The sequence below is a fragment of the Klebsiella sp. KE9456 genome (assembly GCF_043832615.1).
Classification (GTDB): domain Bacteria; phylum Pseudomonadota; class Gammaproteobacteria; order Enterobacterales; family Enterobacteriaceae; genus Klebsiella; species Klebsiella indica.
In genome coordinates, this window is record NZ_JBDYQK010000005.1 from 44,908 (window position 1) to 64,297 (window position 19,390).

Annotated in this window: 16 protein-coding genes; 12 read left to right on the forward strand and 4 right to left on the reverse strand. The window is 55.5% G+C overall.

Annotation, left to right across the window (positions count from 1 at the left end):
- Positions 1-130: 130 nt before the first annotated feature.
- From glnP to ybiO, 3 genes are all read left to right on the forward strand, one after another.
- Positions 131-790, forward strand: coding sequence for a glutamine ABC transporter permease GlnP (gene glnP, locus ABK821_RS06540; protein ID WP_138360570.1), 660 nt, complete (start codon positions 131-133; stop codon positions 788-790).
- Positions 787-1,509 (forward strand): glutamine ABC transporter ATP-binding protein GlnQ, encoded by a 723-nt coding sequence (gene glnQ / locus ABK821_RS06545; RefSeq protein WP_138360571.1) that lies wholly within the window; start codon positions 787-789, stop codon positions 1,507-1,509. The genes glnP and glnQ overlap by 4 nt, the downstream gene beginning before the upstream one ends.
- 106 nt (positions 1,510-1,615) lie before the next feature.
- The gene (gene ybiO / locus ABK821_RS06550; RefSeq protein WP_395033887.1) at positions 1,616-3,838 is read left to right on the forward strand and encodes a mechanosensitive channel protein; all 2,223 of its coding nucleotides are present in this window, start codon (positions 1,616-1,618) and stop codon (positions 3,836-3,838) included.
- Here the strand turns inward: ybiO and rlmF are convergent.
- Positions 3,833-4,747, reverse strand: a complete 915-nt coding sequence (rlmF, locus tag ABK821_RS06555; RefSeq protein WP_395033888.1) for a 23S rRNA (adenine(1618)-N(6))-methyltransferase RlmF — start codon at positions 4,745-4,747, stop codon at positions 3,833-3,835. The genes ybiO and rlmF overlap by 6 nt on opposite strands.
- Before the next feature lie 95 nt (positions 4,748-4,842).
- On the opposite strand from rlmF, the gene ABK821_RS06560 reads away from it, so the two are divergent.
- From ABK821_RS06560 to ybiJ, 5 genes are all read left to right on the forward strand, one after another.
- Positions 4,843-5,457 carry a flavin reductase family protein gene (locus ABK821_RS06560; RefSeq protein WP_395033889.1) on the forward strand — a complete coding sequence of 205 codons (615 nt, stop codon included), beginning with the start codon at positions 4,843-4,845 and terminating at the stop codon, positions 5,455-5,457.
- Between the two features lie 310 nt (positions 5,458-5,767).
- Positions 5,768-8,050 (forward strand): catecholate siderophore receptor Fiu, encoded by a 2,283-nt coding sequence (locus ABK821_RS06565; RefSeq protein ID WP_142501619.1) that lies wholly within the window; start codon positions 5,768-5,770, stop codon positions 8,048-8,050.
- A gap of 45 nt (positions 8,051-8,095) precedes the next feature.
- Positions 8,096-8,773, forward strand: a complete 678-nt coding sequence (gene ybiX / locus ABK821_RS06570) for a PKHD-type hydroxylase YbiX (RefSeq protein ID WP_395033890.1) — start codon at positions 8,096-8,098, stop codon at positions 8,771-8,773.
- A 186-nt stretch (positions 8,774-8,959) separates the two neighbouring features.
- Positions 8,960-9,226 carry a DksA/TraR family C4-type zinc finger protein gene (locus ABK821_RS06575; protein WP_343177871.1) on the forward strand — a complete coding sequence of 89 codons (267 nt, stop codon included), beginning with the start codon at positions 8,960-8,962 and terminating at the stop codon, positions 9,224-9,226.
- A gap of 285 nt (positions 9,227-9,511) precedes the next feature.
- Positions 9,512-9,772 carry a DUF1471 family protein YbiJ gene (ybiJ, locus tag ABK821_RS06580; protein WP_138360578.1) on the forward strand — a complete coding sequence of 87 codons (261 nt, stop codon included), beginning with the start codon at positions 9,512-9,514 and terminating at the stop codon, positions 9,770-9,772.
- A 123-nt stretch (positions 9,773-9,895) separates the two neighbouring features.
- Here ybiJ and ybiB read toward each other — a convergent pair whose 3' ends face one another.
- From ybiB to rhlE, 3 genes are all read right to left on the reverse strand, one after another.
- Positions 9,896-10,864: a DNA-binding protein YbiB gene (gene ybiB / locus ABK821_RS06585; RefSeq protein WP_138360579.1), complete on the reverse strand. Its 969-nt coding sequence runs from the start codon at positions 10,862-10,864 to the stop codon at positions 9,896-9,898.
- Positions 10,865-10,906: 42 nt separating this feature from the next.
- Complete coding sequence (gene dinG / locus ABK821_RS06590) at positions 10,907-13,051, reverse strand: ATP-dependent DNA helicase DinG (RefSeq protein ID WP_142501621.1); 2,145 nt, start codon at positions 13,049-13,051, stop codon at positions 10,907-10,909.
- A 209-nt stretch (positions 13,052-13,260) separates the two neighbouring features.
- The gene (gene rhlE, locus ABK821_RS06595) at positions 13,261-14,595 is read right to left on the reverse strand and encodes an ATP-dependent RNA helicase RhlE (protein ID WP_343177874.1); all 1,335 of its coding nucleotides are present in this window, start codon (positions 14,593-14,595) and stop codon (positions 13,261-13,263) included.
- A gap of 259 nt (positions 14,596-14,854) precedes the next feature.
- On the opposite strand from rhlE, the gene cecR reads away from it, so the two are divergent.
- Genes cecR through ABK821_RS06615 form a run of 4 tightly spaced genes read left to right on the forward strand, consistent with a single transcriptional unit; the run spans position 14,855 to position 19,377 of the window.
- Positions 14,855-15,532, forward strand: a complete 678-nt coding sequence (gene cecR / locus ABK821_RS06600) for a transcriptional regulator CecR (protein WP_138360582.1) — start codon at positions 14,855-14,857, stop codon at positions 15,530-15,532.
- Positions 15,529-16,518: a secretion protein HlyD gene (gene hlyD / locus ABK821_RS06605; RefSeq protein ID WP_142501623.1), complete on the forward strand. Its 990-nt coding sequence runs from the start codon at positions 15,529-15,531 to the stop codon at positions 16,516-16,518. The genes cecR and hlyD overlap by 4 nt, the downstream gene beginning before the upstream one ends.
- Positions 16,515-18,254: an ATP-binding cassette domain-containing protein gene (locus tag ABK821_RS06610; RefSeq protein WP_343177876.1), complete on the forward strand. Its 1,740-nt coding sequence runs from the start codon at positions 16,515-16,517 to the stop codon at positions 18,252-18,254. Before hlyD ends, ABK821_RS06610 begins: the two co-directional genes overlap by 4 nt.
- Positions 18,244-19,377, forward strand: a complete 1,134-nt coding sequence (locus tag ABK821_RS06615; RefSeq protein ID WP_138360585.1) for an ABC transporter permease — start codon at positions 18,244-18,246, stop codon at positions 19,375-19,377. The genes ABK821_RS06610 and ABK821_RS06615 overlap by 11 nt, the downstream gene beginning before the upstream one ends.
- Positions 19,378-19,390 lie beyond the last annotated feature (13 nt).

Sequence of the window (19,390 nt, forward strand, 5' to 3'; positions counted from 1 at the left end):
AATCAGCATTTCTCTTCCTGGCCTGCTATGGCCGGGTAGACCTGGAACTTACCGGCGCTACCCGTCAGCAGGCCTGAATAGTTTCCCCAGAGATTTTCTTCTGTTTTCAACACGGTAACAGGAACACATTATGCAGTTTGACTGGAGTGCCATCTGGCCCGCTATTCCTATTCTGCTGGAAGGCGCCAAAATGACGCTGTGGATTTCCATCCTCGGCCTGATCGGCGGTCTGATAATCGGCCTTGTGGCTGGCTTCGCTCGCTGTTTCGGCGGCTGGATAGCCAATCACATCGCCCTGGTGTTTATCGAAATCATTCGCGGTACCCCGATTGTGGTGCAGGTGATGTTTATCTACTTCGCCCTGCCAATGGCGTTTAACGATCTACGCATCGATCCCTTCTCCGCAGCAGTGGTCACCATCATGATCAACTCCGGCGCCTATATTGCGGAAATTACCCGCGGCGCGGTACTGTCGATCCATAAAGGTTTTCGCGAAGCAGGCCTCGCGCTGGGTCTTTCTCGTCGGGAAACCATCCGTTACGTGATCCTGCCGCTGGCGCTACGCCGTATGCTGCCGCCGCTGGGCAACCAGTGGATTATCAGCATCAAAGATACCTCGCTGTTTATTGTCATCGGCGTCGCTGAACTGACCCGTCAGGGGCAGGAGATCATTGCCGGTAACTTTCGCGCGCTGGAGATCTGGAGCGCGGTGGCCGTTATCTATCTGATTATCACTCTGGTGCTGAGCTTTGTTCTGCGTCGTCTTGAAAGAAGGATGAAAATCCTGTGATTGAATTTAAAAACGTTTCCAAACATTTTGGCCCAACTAAAGTGCTGCATGATATCGATCTGAAGATCAACCAGGGTGAAGTGGTGGTGATCATCGGGCCTTCCGGTTCCGGTAAATCGACCCTGCTACGCTGCATTAATAAACTGGAAGAAATTACCAGCGGGGATCTCATCGTCGATGGTCTGAAGGTCAACGATCCGAAAGTCGACGAGCGCCTGATCCGCCAGGAGGCGGGGATGGTGTTCCAGCAGTTTTATCTGTTCCCTCACCTGACGGCATTGGAAAACGTCATGTTCGGCCCGCTGCGGGTTCGCGGCGCGGATAAAGCGGCGGCAGAAAAACTGGCGAAAGACCTGCTGGAGAAAGTGGGCCTCGCGGAACGCGCGCACCACTATCCTTCCGAGCTTTCCGGCGGCCAACAGCAGCGCGTCGCCATTGCCCGCGCGCTGGCGGTAAAACCGAAAATGATGCTGTTTGATGAACCGACTTCCGCGCTGGACCCTGAACTGCGTCACGAAGTTCTGAAAGTGATGCAGGATCTGGCCGAAGAAGGCATGACCATGGTCATCGTCACCCATGAGATCGGCTTTGCCGAAAAAGTGGCTTCGCGTCTGATCTTTATCGATAAAGGGCGCATTGCGGAAGATGGCGATCCGCAGGTGCTGGTCAACAACCCGCCAAGTCCCCGTCTGCGCGAGTTCTTGCAACACGTCGCCTGATGTTCAATGGCTCTCTCCAGTCAGGGGAGAGCCGCTTTCCGTTTCCGGAATCATCTCAGCCCTTTTCTCCAGACATCGTCTTCTATACTTAACGGTTTGAGACACAATGGAGGGGATTGTGGCGCGGATTCTGTTACTGCTCACACTGCTATTCACCCTGCCGCTATCGGCCGCGACGCAGCCAGCGGTTCCGGCAAACACGGCTGACCAGTCCAGCAGTAGCGAACCCGACCTCGCGCAGAAGAAAGCCGCTTACGCCGCGCTGGCCGACGTGCTCGAAAATGCCGACGCCCGACAGGAGCTTATCGACCAGTTACGTAAAGCCGCCGCCACGCCGCCTCCGGTCAGCGCGCCGACGCTAACGCTGCCAGAGGAAGAAGATAAGACCACGGTGCTGGAAAACGTCACCCACATCAGCCGCGAATACGGTGCAGAGATCTCGTCACGCTTCTCGCAGTTGTGGCGCAACATCACCGGCTCTCCGCACAAACCTTTCAATTCACAAACCTTCACCAACGCGGCCTGGCATTTTTTATTGCTGGCCGGACTGGTCTTTGCCTTCTGGTGGCTGGTGCGCCTCGCCGTCCTGCCGCTATACCGCAAAATCGGCCACTGGGGACGACATAAAAACCGCGAACGCCGTAACTGGCTCCAGCTCCCCGCCACCATCGCCGGCGCTTTTATCTGTGACCTGCTTCTGCTGGCGGTAACGCTGTTCATTGGTCAGATTATAAGCGAGCGCCTTAATGGTAATAATCCTACCATCGCCTTCCAGCAAAGTTTGTTTCTCAACGCCTTTGCCCTGATTGAGTTTTTCAAAACGCTTCTGCGGGTAATTTTCTGCCCACAGGTCCCGGAACTACGCCCGTTTACTCTCAGCGATGAGACGGCGAAATACTGGAACCTGCGCCTTAGCGCACTAAGCAGCCTGATTGGCTACGGGCTGATCGTCGCCGTGCCGATTATTTCCAATCAGGTCAACGTTCAGTTTGGCGCGCTGGCCAACGTAATTATCATGCTGTGCATTACCCTGTGGGCGCTATACCTGATATTCCATAATAAAAAAGCGATCGCTCAGGAACTTATCCAGCTTGCCAACCGCTCTCTGGCCTTCTTTAGTCTCTTTATCCGCGCCTTTGCCCTGGTCTGGCACTGGCTGGCCTGCGCCTATTTTATCGTGCTGTTTTTCTTTTCTCTCTTCGCCCCCGGCAACAGCCTGAAATTTATGATGGGCGCGACGCTGCGCAGTCTGGCAATTATCGGCGCCGCCGCGCTGGTCTCCGGCGTACTCTCGCGCTGGATTGCAAAAACCATCACCTTGTCGCCGGAAACCCAGCGCAACTATCCGGAACTGCAAAAACGGCTTAACGGCTGGCTATCCGCATCGCTGAAAGCCGCACGAATTCTGACGGTCTGCGTGGCGATTATGCTGTTGCTTAGCGCGTGGGGACTCTTCGATTTCTGGCAATGGCTCCATAACGACAGCGGGCAAAAGGCAGTGGACGTTCTGATTCGCATCGCGCTGATCCTGTTCTTCTCGGCGATCGGCTGGACGCTGCTCGCCAGTCTGATTGAAAATCGACTGGCATCAGACATTCATGGCCGCCCGCTGCCCAGCGCCCGCTCCCGGACGCTGCTGACGCTCTTACGCAACGCGCTGGCAGTGGTGATCAGCACCATTACGGTGATGATCCTGCTCTCCGAGGTGGGCGTGAATATCGCCCCGCTGCTGGCGGGTGCCGGTGCGCTGGGCCTCGCTATCTCTTTCGGCGCGCAAACCCTGGTCAAAGATATTATTACCGGTATTTTTATCCAGTTTGAAAACGGCATGAATACTGGCGATCTGGTGACGATCGGGCCATTAACCGGAACGGTGGAACGGATGTCGATTCGCTCCGTCGGCGTGCGCCAGGATACTGGCGCTTATCATATTATTCCGTGGTCTTCGATAACCACCTTTGCTAATTTCGTTCGCGGTATTGGCTCAGTGGTCGCCAACTATGACGTCGACCGACAGGAAGATCTGGATAAAGCCAGTCAGGCATTAAAAGAGGCGGTAGCGGGCGTGATGGCCCAGGAAGAGATTCGCGGACTGATCATTGGCGATCCCGCTTTCGCCGGGCTGGTTGGCCTGAGCAATAATGCCTTTACCCTGCGAGTCACCTTTACCACCCTGCCGCTGAAGCAGTGGACGGTACGCTTCGCCCTTGATACCCAGGTGAAAAGGCAATTCGACCGCGCGGGCGTGCGGGCACCGGTACAAACTTACCAGCTACTGCCTGCGCTCACGCCAGACGAGCCGCCGGCCCCCACAGCGCCGACGTTATAAAGTCCGCCGACGTCTGGCGTCGTCCATAAAGCTCCAGGCGATAAAGCGGCTTTGCTTATTGCCCTGCGCCATCTCTTTTTTCACCAACTTCACCGCTCCGACCTCAGTCAGGGTGCGGTAGAGCGGCGGCAGATTATCGCCGCGGGAAACCAGCGAAGTAAACCACTTCACCTGACGGCCAAACTGCTGGCTTTCCCGGATCATCTGGCTAATAAAGGCCACCTCGCCCCCCTCGCACCACAGCTCCTGCTGCTGGCCGCCAAAGTTCATCGCGCCATCTGCGCCCAGGCCCAGATTGCGGCGTTTACGCTCGCCGCCCGCCTGCGCGCTGGCAGCAGAATCATGAAATGGCGGGTTACACAAAGTTGCATCGTAGCGTTCGTTTTTATGGATAATCCCCGTCAGAATCGCTTTTTCATCTTTTTGGCGACGCAGGCGAATCTGGCGAGTCAGCCCAGGATTACCGTTAACGATAGCCTGCGCGCTGGCGAAAGCTTCAGCATTCACTTCGCTACCGGTAAAACGCCAGCCGTATTCGTGCGCGCCAATCAACGGGTAGATGCAGTTTGCGCCAACGCCGATATCAAGAATGCTGGCATTCGCTGGGATCGCTGCGCTATCCAGCGCCAGCAGATCGGCAAGATGATGAATGTAGTCCGCCCTGCCCGGCACCGGCGGGCAGAGAAAGCCGTCGGGGATATCCCAGTATTTCACCGCGTAAAAGTGCGCCAGCAGCGCTTTATTCAGCGCCTTTACCGCCAGCGGACTGGCAAAGTCGATGGTCTGCTCTCCCAGAGGATTAAGGATGATAAAGCGCTGTAGCTCAGGGTAAGCCTGGCACAGCGCGGGCAGATCGTAGCGTTGGTGATGACGGTTACGCGGATGTAACCCCGGTTTCTGGGCTTTCATGGCAATCTCCTTTGGACAGCCGCGTAAGATACCCGTTGACGGCGACGCGGTAAATAAGTGAGTCTGGATATCTACTTTTTTGTTGCAGGTGGCGTATGTACTTCTATCAACCTTCGCACGGGCATGGTCTGCCGCACGACCCGCTTAACGCTATCATTGGCCCCCGGCCCATCGGATGGATAGCCTCGCTTGATAGCTACGGCCAACGTAATCTGGCGCCCTACAGCTTTTTCAACTGCTTTAACTATCGGCCGCCGATCATTGGTTTTGCCAGCTGCGGCTGGAAAGATAGCGTGCAGAATATCATCGAGACCAAAGAATTCGTCTGGAACCTGGCAACTCGCCCTCTGGCGGTCGCCATGAACGAAACGTCCGCCAGCATACCGCGTGATGAGGATGAATTTGTCCGTGCCGGGCTGACCCCCGCCCCCAGCCGTATTATCAACGCCCCGCGCGTTGGCGAAAGCCCGGTGAACTTCGAGTGTCGTCTTTCTCAATGCATCCAGTTAACCACCGCAGCAGGCGTGTCGATTGAAAGCTGGCTGGTGCTGGGCGAAGTGGTTGCAGTCCATATTGACGAATCGCTGCTGGAGGAAGGGATTTACCAGACCGCCAAAGCCCAGCCAATTCTGCGTGCCGGCGGCCCCAGCGCCTATTACGGCATTGATGAAAGTTTACGTTTTGACCTTGTTCGTCCCGACACCCGCTAAACGCTTTCCCTGCCCGGTCATCTCTTTCACATCAAGGTCGGGACAACCACGTACCGACCCCAATACATTCCACTTCTCTCCCCTCGCGGGGTCGTCTGCTGTTTATGTAGAAAAAATGCAGTGAATGTAAATAAATGTATTTATTTTTTTATAAATGAGTGATAAAAGATCGCGCGGTGTTTAATAATGATTATCACAATCAATATCAAAAGCATTGCTATTGTTAAAAATCACCTGCAGTGGTCGGGACGAAAACTCACTTCGTCTACGGTCGTTTTGGCCTAATTAAAACGATAAGTCATTTATTGATATGGAAAAAAATAACAATTTACCGTTCAGTAGCTTCAACTCGCTGACTATCTTCACCGGCTTGTGTCTGAGCCTCTCTCCAACGGGTCATCTGCTTGCCGCAGACAGCACAGAGAAAAATACCGGCGAAACGCTGGTGGTCGAAGCGCAGTCTCCATCGTTGTATGCACCGACTCAATCCGCCGATCCTAAGTTTTCTCGCCCGCTCGCCGACACCACGCGAACTGTGACCATCGTCCCCGAACAGGTGATGAAAGATCAGGGCGTCACCAACCTCACCGATGCGCTGAAAAACGTTCCCGGTGTGGGTGCGTTCTTTGCGGGTGAAAATGGCAGCTCAACAACCGGCGACGCCGTCTATATGCGCGGGGTAGATACATCCAACAGCATTTATCTCGATGGCATCCGCGATATCGCCAGCGTCAGTCGCGATACCTTTAACACCGAGCAGGTTGAGGTCATTAAAGGACCGTCAGGCTCCGACTATGGGCGTAGCGCGCCGAGCGGCTCGATCAATATGATCAGCAAACAGCCGCGCCTTGACTCCGGTATCGACGCTTCCGCCAGTATCGGCAGCGCCTGGTTCCGCCGCGGTACGCTGGATATCAACCAGGCGATTGGCGACACCAGCGCCGTTCGCCTGAATCTGATGGGCGAGAAAACCCATGATGCGGGCCGTGACAAGGTGAAAAATGAGCGTTACGGCGTAGCGCCGTCGGCGGCTTTTGGTCTCGGCACCGAGAATCGCCTTTATCTTAACTACCTGCATGTGACTCAGCACAACACGCCAGATGGCGGTATTCCGACCATCGGTCTGCCGGGCTATTCCGCGCCTGATGCCAAAACTTCAGCGCTTAATCACTCCGGCAAGGTCGCCACCAGCAACTTCTACGGCACCAATTCCGATTACGATGATTCTACGACTGACACCGTGACCATGCGTTTTGAGCACGATTTCAACGACACGACCACGATTCGTAACACCACCCGCTGGTCACGCGTGAAACAGGATTATCTGATGACGGCGGTAATGGGCGGGGCGTCAAATATTTCCACAAATAGCTCCGACGACGTCGGCGACTGGACCTGGTCACGGCTGGCAAACACCAAAGACACCAGCAACAAAATCATCACCAACCAGACTAACCTGACCTCGAAGTTCTATACCGGACCTGTTGGTCACGACATCAGCACCGGGGTGGAATTCACCCGCGAAACGCAGACCAACTATGGGGTTAATTCGATCACGGCCCCGGCGGTCAATATTTATCATCCAAATAGCGATATCTCGGTCGGCGGCCTGAACCGCAACGGGGCCAACGCTAACGGGCAGACGGATACCTTCGGCATCTATGCTTTCGATACCCTGCAGATTACTCAGGACTTCGAGCTTAACGGCGGAATTCGTCTGGATAGCTATCAGACTAAATACAACAGCGCAACCGCATGCGGCGGCAGTGGACGCAGCGCTGTCGCCTGTCCGGCTGGCGTGGCGAAGAATACCCCCGTCACCACCATCGATACTTCCACCAGCGGTAACCTGGTGAACTGGAAAGCCGGGGCGCTGTACCACCTGACCGAGAACGGCAATATCTACGTGAACTACGCCGTTTCCCAACAACCGCCGGGAGGCAGCAACTTCACCCTGTCAGCAAGCAGCAACAGCGCCAACAACCCTGACTTTAAACCGCAAAAAGCGAAAACCAGCGAAGTGGGCACCAAATGGCAACTGATGGACAAACGCCTGCTGCTGAGCGCCGCCCTGTTCCGCACCGATATTGAGAACGAGGTGGAAGCGAACGACGATGGCACCTGGTCACAGTATGGTAAGAAGCGCGTTCAGGGTTACGAGATTTCTCTGGCCGGTAATATCACGCCTGACTGGCAGGTTATCGGCGGATATACGCTGCAGCACGCCAGTATCCGCGAAGGCGCGAATACCGCCCAGGATGGCACCAGCTCGCTGCCGTATACCCCAGAACACGCGTTTACCGTCTGGAGCCAGTATCAGGCCACCGATGCGATCTCAGTGGGCGCTGGCGCACGTTACGTCGGCAGCATGCACCGCGGCAAAGACGGCGCGGTCGGTACGCCATCTTATACCGAAGGCTACTGGGTGGCTGACGCTAAAGTCGGCTATCGCATTAACCGTAATCTCGACCTGCAGCTGAACGTCTACAACCTGTTTGATACCGACTATGTCGCCTCTATCAACAAAAGCGGCTATCGTTATCATCCGGGCGAACCGCGGACCTTCCTGCTCACCGCCAATATGCATTTCTGATCTACAACGGGGCGCTAACGCCCCGTTTTCTCAGGAGACAAAACCATGATGTACCATATTCCCGCCATTCTCAGCCCTGAGGAAGTCGACTACTTTGCCACCCGGCTCCAGCAGGCGGAGTGGGTTGACGGACGCGTCACCACCGGCGATCAGGGGGCCCAGGTCAAAAACAACCAGCAGGTGGATACCCGCAGCAGCCTGTACAATGAACTTCAGGGTAAAGTGCTGGCGGCGCTGAATCGCAGCTCGCTGTTTTTCGCGACCGCGCTGCCGAAGTCGATTTCCAGCCCGCTGTTCAACCGCTACCAGCAGAGTGAAACATACGGTTTCCACGTTGACGGCGCGGTACGCAGTCAGGCTCAGGGCGGCTGGATGCGTACCGATCTTTCCGCCACGCTCTTTTTATGCGCCCCCGATAGTTACGAAGGCGGTGAACTGGTCGTTAACGACACCTACGGCCAGCACTCGGTTAAGCTCCCGGCCGGAGACCTGGTGCTCTATCCCTCAAGCAGCCTGCATTGCGTCACCCCGGTCACATCGGGCGCCAGGGTCGCCTCATTTTTATGGATCCAGTCAATGATCCGCGACGATAAACGCCGCAGCATGCTGTTTGAGCTGGATGGCAATATCCAGAAACTCAAAAGCCGCCACGGCGAAAGCGAGGAAGTGCTGTCCCTTTTAAACCTGTACCATAATCTGCTCCGCGAATGGTCAGAGATCTGAGCCTTGCCTGAGCCATTTTTCGCCCCATATTCTCTATACTGAACAGCGTTCAGGTTGCGAATAAGCGAGTCACGATGATTCCGCTTATGGCCAGGGCTCGCCACATCGGGACCAAAATGCCGCTGCGGTTTTGCCATATAACCTGCACAAATGAGATGAAAAACAAAAATAGCGGGGTGAACCATCATGGCATCAGGCTGGGCGAATGATGACGCCGTACAGCAGCAAATTGACAGCACGGTTGATGATGCGGTTGCACGGGCGAGAAATGCGCTGCCGTCGGGTAAAAGCAACAAATTTTGTGAAGAATGTGGCAAACCGATCCCGGAAGCGCGTCGACGAGCGGTAGCCGGGGTTAAATACTGTCTTCAATGCCAGCAGAATAAAGATTTACATAAAAATACATTTTCAGGATATAATCGCCGTGGATCTAAAGACAGCCAGCTTCGCTGACCGATATTTACCGTTCATTACCGCATATCCCATTATCTTTTCGAGCACGTTTTTCCGCGATCAGAGTGGCAAAATGTGCCCTTATCGCCGCCCTTACTTCGCCACCGCGTGTTTTGCTTTCGGGGATTAAAATAATTTATTAATATTCAATAAATTATTATTCATTCAAAAAATTCGATGAAGACTGTTAATTTCCTTCGATTTTATCTCTCGCCAAAAGTCGTGATACTTATCACATCGACGGAACATCGTCCCCTGAACAGAACAACCTGCGAGAGATTAACTATGAAAACCATCAAATATACTGCCGCTGCTATCGCCCTTTCCGCACTCTCCTTCGGCGCGTTTGCCGCCCAGCCAGTCACATCGGCTCAGGCAGCAAGCATGACCAAAATCGGTGTTGTCTCTGCTGAAAGAGCAACGACGCTGGATGGACTTGAAGCCAAACTGGCTGCGAAAGCGGATGCCGCTGGCGCGACCGCTTACAGCATCACCTCCGCTAACACCAATAACAAAGTTAGCGGTACCGCGGTTATCTACAAATAATCGTCTGAAATCATTGTAGTAAGACCCTGTAATGCCACTGTTTTAACCCCGAAAGATCCTTTATTACCCTTGTTTTGCCCGCCCACGCCAGTGGACGGGCTTTTTTTTATCGGCTAAATACGGCTATACGATCTCTGCTACCTTCTCCAGCCCCTGTTCCAGCGACACCGCTTCTCCGGTTGCTAACAGACAACAGGCCAGCTGAATTTTCAGCGACTGCGGTAGCGGCTCGCTACCCGCAAGGCAACGCTCAATCCAGCGCGCGGTCACTTCAGGATCTTTTGATTCCGGCAGCAAAACAGCCTGCGCTGTGGCACTATCCTGGCGCTCATTGACAACCCGCGTCGCGGCGGCTGAAATCAGGCTAATCTGTGGACAGCGCTGCGGATTGGCGTAAACTTCGCCTTCAGTACCGTGCAACAGCAATGCCCGCCCGCCGATTTCCGCAAAAAATTGCGCCACCCGCCCGACGTATTCCGGATGCGAAACGCTCGACAAACGCAATGCCGCATCTTCCGCAAACGGCGTTGCCAGCTTGGCCAGCGTGTGCGCGCTGTTGCGCACCCCCATCCGCCAGCGCATCGCCAGTTGTTTTTCCAGCGGCGGGCAAAATGCGCTTATCGGCATATAAACCGGCTGATGGCTATCTAACCGCGCCTGAGCCTGACCCGCATGACGCGTCGCTGGCATCCCCATCAGCTCGAAAATAGTTTCCGTCAGCACCCGGGTTGGATCGTGACTCACACCATGAACAATGACCGGAAAACCAAGCTTGTGCAGCATAACCGCAAGCAGAGGCGTCAGGTTTGCCTGTTTGCGCGCGCCGTTGTAGCTGGGGATCACAACCGGCATTGGCCTTGAGACCGGTGGCGTCAGTTTAATGGTATGAGCCTGCATCGCTTCATAGAAACCCTTCATCTCCGCTTCGCCTTCGCCCTTGATGCGCAGGGCAATAAGAATGCCGCCCAGTTCAAGATCAGGTACCTCGCCGTTCAGCATCCGCGAGTAGAGCGCACGGGCCGTTTCCGCATCCAGGTCGCGGGCATGGTTTTTTCCGCGGCCGACTTCTTTAATGATTTTGCTGTAGTCCATTGCAGGTTCCTCTGAACGTCTCACATCGTCGACATTGCATGGTTAACGTCGTTTGCGACGCGTCTGTTTTGCTTTAGTTTTTACTATAACTTCAGGGACGTCAGGCTGCTCTATCGGAAATACAGGTAATGCATTCAATAAACGCTTACCGTAGTTTTTGCTCAGCAGACGTTTGTCATAAATCACCACTTCACCCCAGCAGCTATGGCTACGGATCAGGCGACCAACCTGCTGAATAAGATTGAACGATGCGCTGGGGAGACTCTGGACGTCGAACGGATAGCGGTTGAGGCTTTTAAGCCATTCGCCTTCGGTTATCACCACCGGGCTGTCTATCGGCGGAAAAGCGATTTTATGGATATGCACCTGACTTAACAGCTCGCCTTTTAAATCCAGACCTTCGGCAAAGGATTGCAGGCCAACCAGTATGCTGCGCTCCCCCGCAGCAACACGCTTACGGTGCAGTTCGACCAGCCGGTAGCGCGGCTTATCGCCCTGAACCAGCAGCAGCAGGCGCAGGTCAGTCACCTGTTCGAGAAATCGTTGCATCGCTCTCCCGCTGGCAAATAGCACCAGCATACCGAGATGCTTTCTGCTCTCGACCTGCTGCCGAAAATAAGCCGCCATCTCCGCAATATGCTGCTCTTCATGCTCAATAAGCGGCTCGTAATGCATTTTAGGGATGACGATTTTGCCCTGTTCGACGTGGTTAAAAGGCGAATCCAGCGCCACAAAACGGTCCCCGGCCTGCTCTTTGAGCCCGCTCATCTCCTGCAGACGAGAAAAGCTATTCAGCGAACGTAGCGTGGCTGAAGTCACGACGATATGCGGCACGCTGCGCCAGAGCAGCTTTTCCAGCTGATCGCTGACGCGGATCCCCACGCAGTGGAACCACAGATGTATCTGCCCGTCTCGCAGATCGCGGGTGGCCCATTTGGTCACCGGCGCGCCGGAAGAGTGTGCCAGCGATGCCAGCCGCCACAGTTTGCTTTGGCTTTCCAGCATCCCCAACGCGCGATTCATCTGTAACAGAACCCGGTGCAGGCGCACCACGTCATGGCTGCCGGTTTTATCCGCAAGATCGTTGAGGAACAGTTCCGCCAGGCCACGCAGCATTTCTGTCAATTTGGCCAACCGCTGGCAAATCTCCATCACTTCCTGAGGCAGTTCCCCCATCGGGAAGCGGTGTTCTGCCGCCTGCCCGGCAGGCATATACAGATTAAGAATATTATTCAGGGAGGAGATATGCTCAAACAACTCTTCGCAATGTGCGTTCAGACGTTCTGGATTCGCCAGCGGCGGCGTGGTTTTAGGGCGAAACTGTTCCATGCAGGTGGCGACCAGCTTAGTAAACAGATCCAGTTGCAGGCGATACCACGGCGCGGTAATTTCCGCGCTCATCTCCAGCGCGTCGCGGGCGACGTCCGGCAAATGATGGCCTTCATCAAGCACCAGCAGTAAATGCTTCGGCTCCGGCAGCACCGCTTCACTCTCCATCGCCGCCATCACCAGCGCGTGGTTCGCCACCACCACTTCCGCCTCCTGAATTTCCCGCCGGGCGACGAAGAACGGGCATTCCCGGTAATAGTAGCAGTTACGGTTCAGGCAACTGGCTTTATCGGTGCTCAGACGGCTCCATAAAGAATCATCAATATTTTTATCGCTATGATCGCGCAGGCCGTCCCATTTATAGCTATCGAGATCGGTTTTCAGGGTCGCGCACAGCTGCTGTTCCGCCTGGTTATTGGGGGTCAGTTCGTCATCCAGAAAGGCGAGCAGATCCTGCTGCGTCGGCTCACTGCTGGCCAGCGCGGCCAGATTACGCGGGCAGACATAGCGGCCGCGGCCAAAAGCGGCGGTAAAGCGCAGGTCGGGGATAATTTTGCGCAGCAGCGGCAGATCTTTACTGTAGATTTGATCCTGTAGCGCAACGTTGGCGGTGCTGACCACCAGCGTTTTTTGATCTTCACGGGCAATGGCGATGCCGGGAATCAGGTATGACAAGGTTTTGCCGACGCCGGTCGGCGCTTCAATCGCCAGGTGCCGCCCCTCTTCCCCGGCAAGCGTCTTCGCCACATCGGCGATCATCTGCCGCTGCGGCGGACGGGGGATAAAGTCCGGAATCTGTTCCTGAAGCGCCTTATACCAGGCGGCAATTTGCGCTTTTAGCGCAGTGGTCAAAGCCATGAGAAAACCCGAATACTGTATAAACAGCCACTATTGTGCCATTTTTTCGCTAACGGAAGGAATGTCTTTCTGAGGAAACTGGAATTACGATCGAGCGTAGACATGCGAGAAGAACAGAACGTTCCGGGCAAGATCCCTTGCCCGGATAATCAAACCTGTAACGCTGACCGCGGAACCGCCGCGATAGCCACAGGAATGCGCTAATATCGCTACTCAGCAGCGCCAGGTTTGCGCGGGCGGCGGCGGCGCGGCGGTTTACCATCCTGGGTTCGCGCTTTCGGCGCTTCGCCATCGTTCCGGCGCGGCGCGGACTGCTGAAGGCGCCCCTGACCACCACGCCCTTGACCTCCGCGACCGCCGCCGCGCTGCTGGCGACCGTTCTGAATCGGCTCAGCCTTGATCGACGGGTCCGGCTCATAGCCAGCAAGGGCGATGCGCGGGATCTCTTTTTTCAGCAAACGTTCGATATCCCGCAGCAGTTTATGTTCATCTACGCAGACCAGCGACAGCGCTTCGCCGGTTGCCGCAGCGCGACCGGTACGCCCGATACGGTGTACATAATCTTCCGGAACGTTTGGCAGCTCGTAGTTCACGACGTGCGGGAGTTCTTCAATATCCAGGCCACGCGCGGCGATATCGGTCGCCACCAGCACGCGAATGCCGCCGGATTTAAAGTCAGCCAGGGCGCGGGTTCGCGCGCCCTGGCTCTTGTTACCGTGAATAGCGGCGCTGCGAATACCGTCTTTATTAAGCTGTTCCGCCAGATGGTTCGCGCCGTGCTTGGTACGGGTAAAGACCAGCACCTGCTGCCAGTTGCCTTCACCTATCATCTGCGACAGCAGCTCGCGCTTGCGCTTTTTATCGACGAAATGCACCCGTTGACTAACCTGCTCGGACGCGGTGTTGCGGCGAGCCACTTCAATTTCCAGCGGGTTATGCAGCAGTTTCTCCGCCAGCGATTTAATGTCGTCGGAGAAAGTTGCCGAGAACAGCAGATTCTGGCGTTTCGCCGGCAGTTTCGCCAGTACGCGACGAATATCGTGGATAAAGCCCATATCCAGCATTCGGTCAGCCTCATCCAGCACCAGCACTTCAACCTTATCCAGATTGACGGCATTTTGATGCTCAAGATCCAGCAGACGACCCGGCGTCGCCACCAGAATATCAACGCCGCCGCGCAGCTTCATCATTTGCGGGTTAATGCTGACGCCGCCGAAAACCACCAGAGAACGCACGTTGAGATATTTGCTGTAATCCCGCACGTTCTCACCAATCTGGGCCGCCAGTTCACGTGTTGGGGTCAGAATCAGGGCGCGCACCGGGCGGCGGCCTTTAGCATGCGGTTCTTTCTGGATCAGATGCTGAAGCAGCGGCAGCGTAAAGCCCGCCGTTTTACCGGTGCCGGTCTGGGCGCTGGCCATCAGATCGCGCCCCTGTAATACCGCAGGAATCGCCTGCTGCTGAATGGGGGTTGGCTCAACGTAGCCCTGTTCAGCGACTGCGCGCAGGATTTCAGGATTCAGGCCAAGGGAATCAAAAGACATAACAACTCCGAACCGCCCCGGCCCGTCACAGGCGTAGTTTTCAGGGAGATTATTGCGAAAGAGATGGCAAAAACCACAATGCCATGAAGGGGCGCATTCTAGCAGAATTTGTGACGGACCGCATAAAATATCCCACTGGCTTTTATCTGCAAAATAATGCTCGTCTGTTCTGCGACGAATTCAGTCGGGCAGAGGCTGGACAAGGTTACGGATTGGTCATATTCTTAATCAATCGATTGATTAATTTTTTTTCAGCACAATGACTTCGACCACCATAACCAGTAAAGGCGAACAGGCGAAGAGCCAGCTTATCGCAGCCGCGCTTGCCCAGTTCGGCGAATACGGCCTGCATGCCACAACCCGCGATATCGCCGCCCTGGCCGGGCAAAATATCGCCGCGATCACCTACTATTTTGGTTCCAAGGACGATCTCTACCTCGCCTGCGCCCAGTGGATTGCCGATTTTATTGAGCGAAATTTCCGCCCTCATCGCCAGTCGGCAGAGGAACTTCTCGCGCAACCTTCGCCGGATAAAGCCGCCATTCGCACCCTGATTCTGCACGCCTGCCAAAATATGATCTTGCTGCTGACCCAGGATAATACGGTGAATTTAAGCAAATTTATCTCCCGCGAACAGTTGTCGCCGACCCCGGCCTACCAGCTTATCCACGATCAGGTAATCGCCCCGCTACACTGCTATCTGACCCGTTTAATCGCCGCGTTCACCGGCCTTGACGCTAACAGCACGCAACTGATTCTTCACACCCACGCGCTACTGGGGGAGGTTCTCGCCTTTCGTCTTGGTCGGGAAACGGTTCTGCGTCGCACCGGTTGGGTGGAGTTCGATCGAGAAAAAACTGAGCAAATTTTTGAGGTTATCGCTTGCCACATTGATTTCGTTCTACAGGGATTAGCGCAAAGGAGTCTGAAGTCATGAAAAAACCCCTCATCATCGTTCTGCTGCTGCTCCTTCTGGCCGCTGTGATTGGCGGTAGCTGGTGGTATCAGAGCCGTCAGCCAAAAGAGCTCACGCTATATGGCAACGTTGATATTCGTACCGTCAATCTGAGCTTCCGCGTGGGCGGTCGGCTGGCGTCGCTGAACGTTGATGAAGGCGATACGATAAAGGCCGGACAAACGCTGGGCGAGCTGGATCGCGCCCCTTATGAAAACGCGCTGCAACAGGCGCAGGCCAATGTTTCTACTGCGCAGGCGCAGTATGATCTGATGATGGCGGGATACCGTTCAGAAGAGATTGCTCAGGCTGCCGCCGCGGTCAATCAGGCGCAGGCGGCGTATGATTACGCACAGAACTTTTACCAGCGCCAGTCCGGGCTGCGTAAAAGCAGCGCCATCTCCGCTAACGATCTGGAAAATGCCCGTTCCTCACGCGATCAGGCCCTGGCCACGCTGAAATCAGCCCAGGATAAACTGCGCCAGTACCGGGCCGGTAACCGCCCGCAAGAAATCGCTCAGGCCAAAGCCAGTCTTGAGCAGACTCTGGCCGCGCTGGCGCAGGCGAAACTCGACCTGCACGATACCATCCTGACCTCCCCTTCCGATGGAACGCTGATGACCCGCGCCGTCGAACCGGGCAGCATGCTCAGCGCAGGCGGCACAGTGCTGACGTTATCGTTAACCCATCCTGTTTGGGTACGCGCTTACATTGATGAAAAAAACCTCGGTCAGGCCCGACCGGGGCGCGAGGTCCTGCTCTATACCGACAGCCGGCCAAATAAACCTTACCGTGGGAAAATCGGCTTCGTCTCTCCCAGCGCGGAATTTACGCCAAAAACGGTGGAGACGCCCGATCTGCGCACCGATCTGGTTTATCGCCTGCGGATCGTGGTGACTGATGCTGATGATGCGCTACGTCAGGGAATGCCGGTCACCATCACCTTCAGTAACGGAAGCGGACAATGAATGAGGATGTCATCACGCTGAGCGGATTGACCCGACGTTTTCCGGGAATGAATCGTCCGGCCGTTGCGCCGCTGGATTGTACCCTTCGTTCCGGCTATGTAACCGGCCTGGTCGGCCCCGACGGCGCCGGGAAAACAACGCTGATGCGCATGCTTGCCGGGCTGCTGAAGGCCGACGAAGGTCGCGCAAAAGTAATCGGTTTCGATCCTGTTGCCGACGATAGCGCCCTGCACGCGGTGCTTGGCTATATGCCGCAGAAATTTGGCCTGTATGAAGATCTGACGGTCATGGAAAACCTGATCCTCTACGCCGACCTGCGCAGCGTCACCGGCGCAGCACGGGAGAAGACCTTTGCCCGACTGCTGGAGTTTACCTCACTTGGTCCCTTTACCAGCCGACTGGCGGGCAAGCTTTCCGGCGGTATGAAGCAAAAACTCGGTCTGGCCTGTACCCTTGTCGGCGAACCTCAGGTGTTGCTGCTGGACGAACCCGGCGTCGGCGTCGATCCCATCTCGCGTCGTGAATTGTGGCAAATGGTCCACGAACTGGCGGGCGACGGGATGCTGATCCTCTGGAGTACCTCCTATCTTGATGAGGCCGAACAGTGCCGTGACGTGCTGTTGATGAACGAAGGCCAGCTTCTTTACCAGGGCCCGCCAAAAGAGCTGACTCAGACGATGATGGGACGCAGTTTTTTAATCTCCAGCGCTGAGGAAAATAACCGCCGTCTGCTCCAGCGGACGCTGAAATTGCCGCAGGTGAGCGATGGCGTGATTCAGGGGAAATCGGTGCGCCTGATCCTCAAAAAAAATGCCAACATCCGCGACGTACAGAACGCCGCCGATATGCCAACGCTGGATGTGACCGAAACCGCTCCGCGCTTTGAAGACGCCTTTATTGACCTGCTCGGCGGTGCCAATACCGCTGAATCGCCGCTGGGGAAAATCATCCATACTGTTGAAGGCGCTCATGACGAGACGGTGATTGAAGCGCAGGCGCTGACGAAGAAATTCGCTGATTTCGCCGCCACCGACCATGTCGATTTCCAGGTTAAGCGCGGCGAAATCTTCGGCCTCCTCGGCCCTAACGGCGCAGGCAAGTCCACCACCTTCAAAATGATGTGCGGACTGCTGGTGCCCACCTCCGGTAAAGCGCTGGTTCTGGGCATGGATCTCAAAGTCAGCTCCGGCAAGGCGCGCCAGCATCTCGGCTATATGGCGCAGAAATTCTCACTCTATGGCAATCTTACCGTCGAGCAAAATCTGCGCTTCTTCTCCGGCGTTTACGGCCTGCGCGGGCGCCTGCAGAACGCAAAGATCGCCAGCATGAGCGAGGCTTTCGGCCTGAAAAGTATTGCCCGGCAGGCGGCCGATGACCTGCCGCTCGGTTATAAGCAGCGTCTGGCGCTGGCCTGTTCACTGATGCATGAGCCGGATATCCTGTTTCTTGATGAACCCACTTCCGGGGTCGATCCTCTCACCCGCCGCGAGTTCTGGCTGCATATCAACAGCATGGTGGATAAAGGCGTGACGGTAATGGTGACCACCCACTTTATGGATGAAGCGGAATATTGCGATCGCATCGGCCTGGTCTACCACGGCAAACTGATCGCCAGCGGTACACCGGACGACCTGAAAGCCCAGGCGGCGGATGATCAACAGCCAGACCCGACGATGGAACAAGCCTTTATTACCCTCATCCACGACTGGGATAAGGAGAACGCTGGTGAGCGCTAAAATACTATCGTGGCGGCGCGTGCGCGCCTTGTGCGTCAAAGAGACCCGGCAGATAGTCCGCGACCCCAGCAGTTGGTTGATTGCGGTGGTGATCCCGCTGCTACTGCTGTTTATTTTTGGCTATGGTATTAATCTTGACTCCAGTAAGCTGCGGGTCGGCGTATTGCTGGAACAGCAGAGTGAAGACGCGCTGGATTTCGTCCACGCCATGACCGGTTCACCCTACATTGACGCTACCATTAGCGACAACCGCCAGCAGTTAATGCAAATGATGCAGGCCGGGCAAATCCGCGCGCTGGTGGTGGTGCCGGTAGATTTCGCGCAGAAGATGGCTCGCCCAGGGGATAGCGCGCCAATCCAGCTTATCACCGATGGCAGCGAACCGAACACCGCGAATTTTGCCCAGAACTACGTCGAGGGTATCTGGCAAATCTGGCAGCAACAGCAAGCGGAAGATCGTGGTGAAACCTTCGAGCCGCTGATTGATGTCAGGGCCCGCTACTGGTTTAATCCGGCGACCATCAGTCAGCACTTTATTATCCCTGGTGCAATCACCATCATTATGACGGTAGTCGGCGCGATTCTGACTTCGCTGGTGGTGGCCCGCGAGTGGGAGCGCGGCACCATGGAGGCACTGCTGTCGACCGAAATTACCCGCGCCGAACTGCTGCTGTGTAAGCTGATCCCCTACTACTTCCTCGGCATGCTGGCGATGCTGCTTTGCATGCTGGTGGCGGTATTTATTCTCGACGTGCCGTTTCGCGGTTCGCTGATGATCCTGTTTTTTATCGCCAGTCTATTTTTACTGAGTACGCTGGGAATGGGGCTACTGATTTCCACTATTACCCGCAACCAGTTCAACGCCGCCCAGGTCGCGCTAAATGCCGCATTTTTGCCGTCAATTATGTTGTCCGGATTTATTTTTCAGATAGACAGTATGCCAGCGATAATCCGCGCGGTGACCTACGTGATCCCGGCGCGCTATTTTGTCAGCACCCTGCAAAGCCTGTTTCTGGCGGGCAATATTCCGGTGGTGCTGCTGGTAAACGTCATGTTCCTGATCGCTTCAGCGGTGATGTTTATCGGCCTGACGTGGCTGAAAACCCGACGTCGACTGGATTAATCCTGGCCCGCGT

Excerpts from the sequence above, each read along its gene's own strand:
- glnP (WP_138360570.1), top strand. The coding sequence starts at position 131 with ATGCAGTTTGACTGGAGTGCCATCTGGCCCGCTATTCCTATTCTGCTG.
- ybiO (WP_395033887.1), top strand. The coding sequence starts at position 1,616 with ATGGAGGGGATTGTGGCGCGGATTCTGTTACTGCTCACACTGCTATTC.
- rlmF (WP_395033888.1), bottom strand. The coding sequence starts at position 4,747 with ATGAAAGCCCAGAAACCGGGGTTACATCCGCGTAACCGTCATCACCAA.
- ABK821_RS06560 (WP_395033889.1), top strand. The coding sequence starts at position 4,843 with ATGTACTTCTATCAACCTTCGCACGGGCATGGTCTGCCGCACGACCCG.
- ABK821_RS06565 (WP_142501619.1), top strand. The coding sequence starts at position 5,768 with ATGGAAAAAAATAACAATTTACCGTTCAGTAGCTTCAACTCGCTGACT.
- ybiX (WP_395033890.1), top strand. The coding sequence starts at position 8,096 with ATGATGTACCATATTCCCGCCATTCTCAGCCCTGAGGAAGTCGACTAC.
- ABK821_RS06575 (WP_343177871.1), top strand. The coding sequence starts at position 8,960 with ATGGCATCAGGCTGGGCGAATGATGACGCCGTACAGCAGCAAATTGAC.
- ybiJ (WP_138360578.1), top strand. The coding sequence starts at position 9,512 with ATGAAAACCATCAAATATACTGCCGCTGCTATCGCCCTTTCCGCACTC.
- ybiB (WP_138360579.1), bottom strand. The coding sequence starts at position 10,864 with ATGGACTACAGCAAAATCATTAAAGAAGTCGGCCGCGGAAAAAACCAT.
- dinG (WP_142501621.1), bottom strand. The coding sequence starts at position 13,051 with ATGGCTTTGACCACTGCGCTAAAAGCGCAAATTGCCGCCTGGTATAAG.
- rhlE (WP_343177874.1), bottom strand. The coding sequence starts at position 14,595 with ATGTCTTTTGATTCCCTTGGCCTGAATCCTGAAATCCTGCGCGCAGTC.
- cecR (WP_138360582.1), top strand. The coding sequence starts at position 14,855 with ATGACTTCGACCACCATAACCAGTAAAGGCGAACAGGCGAAGAGCCAG.
- hlyD (WP_142501623.1), top strand. The coding sequence starts at position 15,529 with ATGAAAAAACCCCTCATCATCGTTCTGCTGCTGCTCCTTCTGGCCGCT.
- ABK821_RS06610 (WP_343177876.1), top strand. The coding sequence starts at position 16,515 with ATGAATGAGGATGTCATCACGCTGAGCGGATTGACCCGACGTTTTCCG.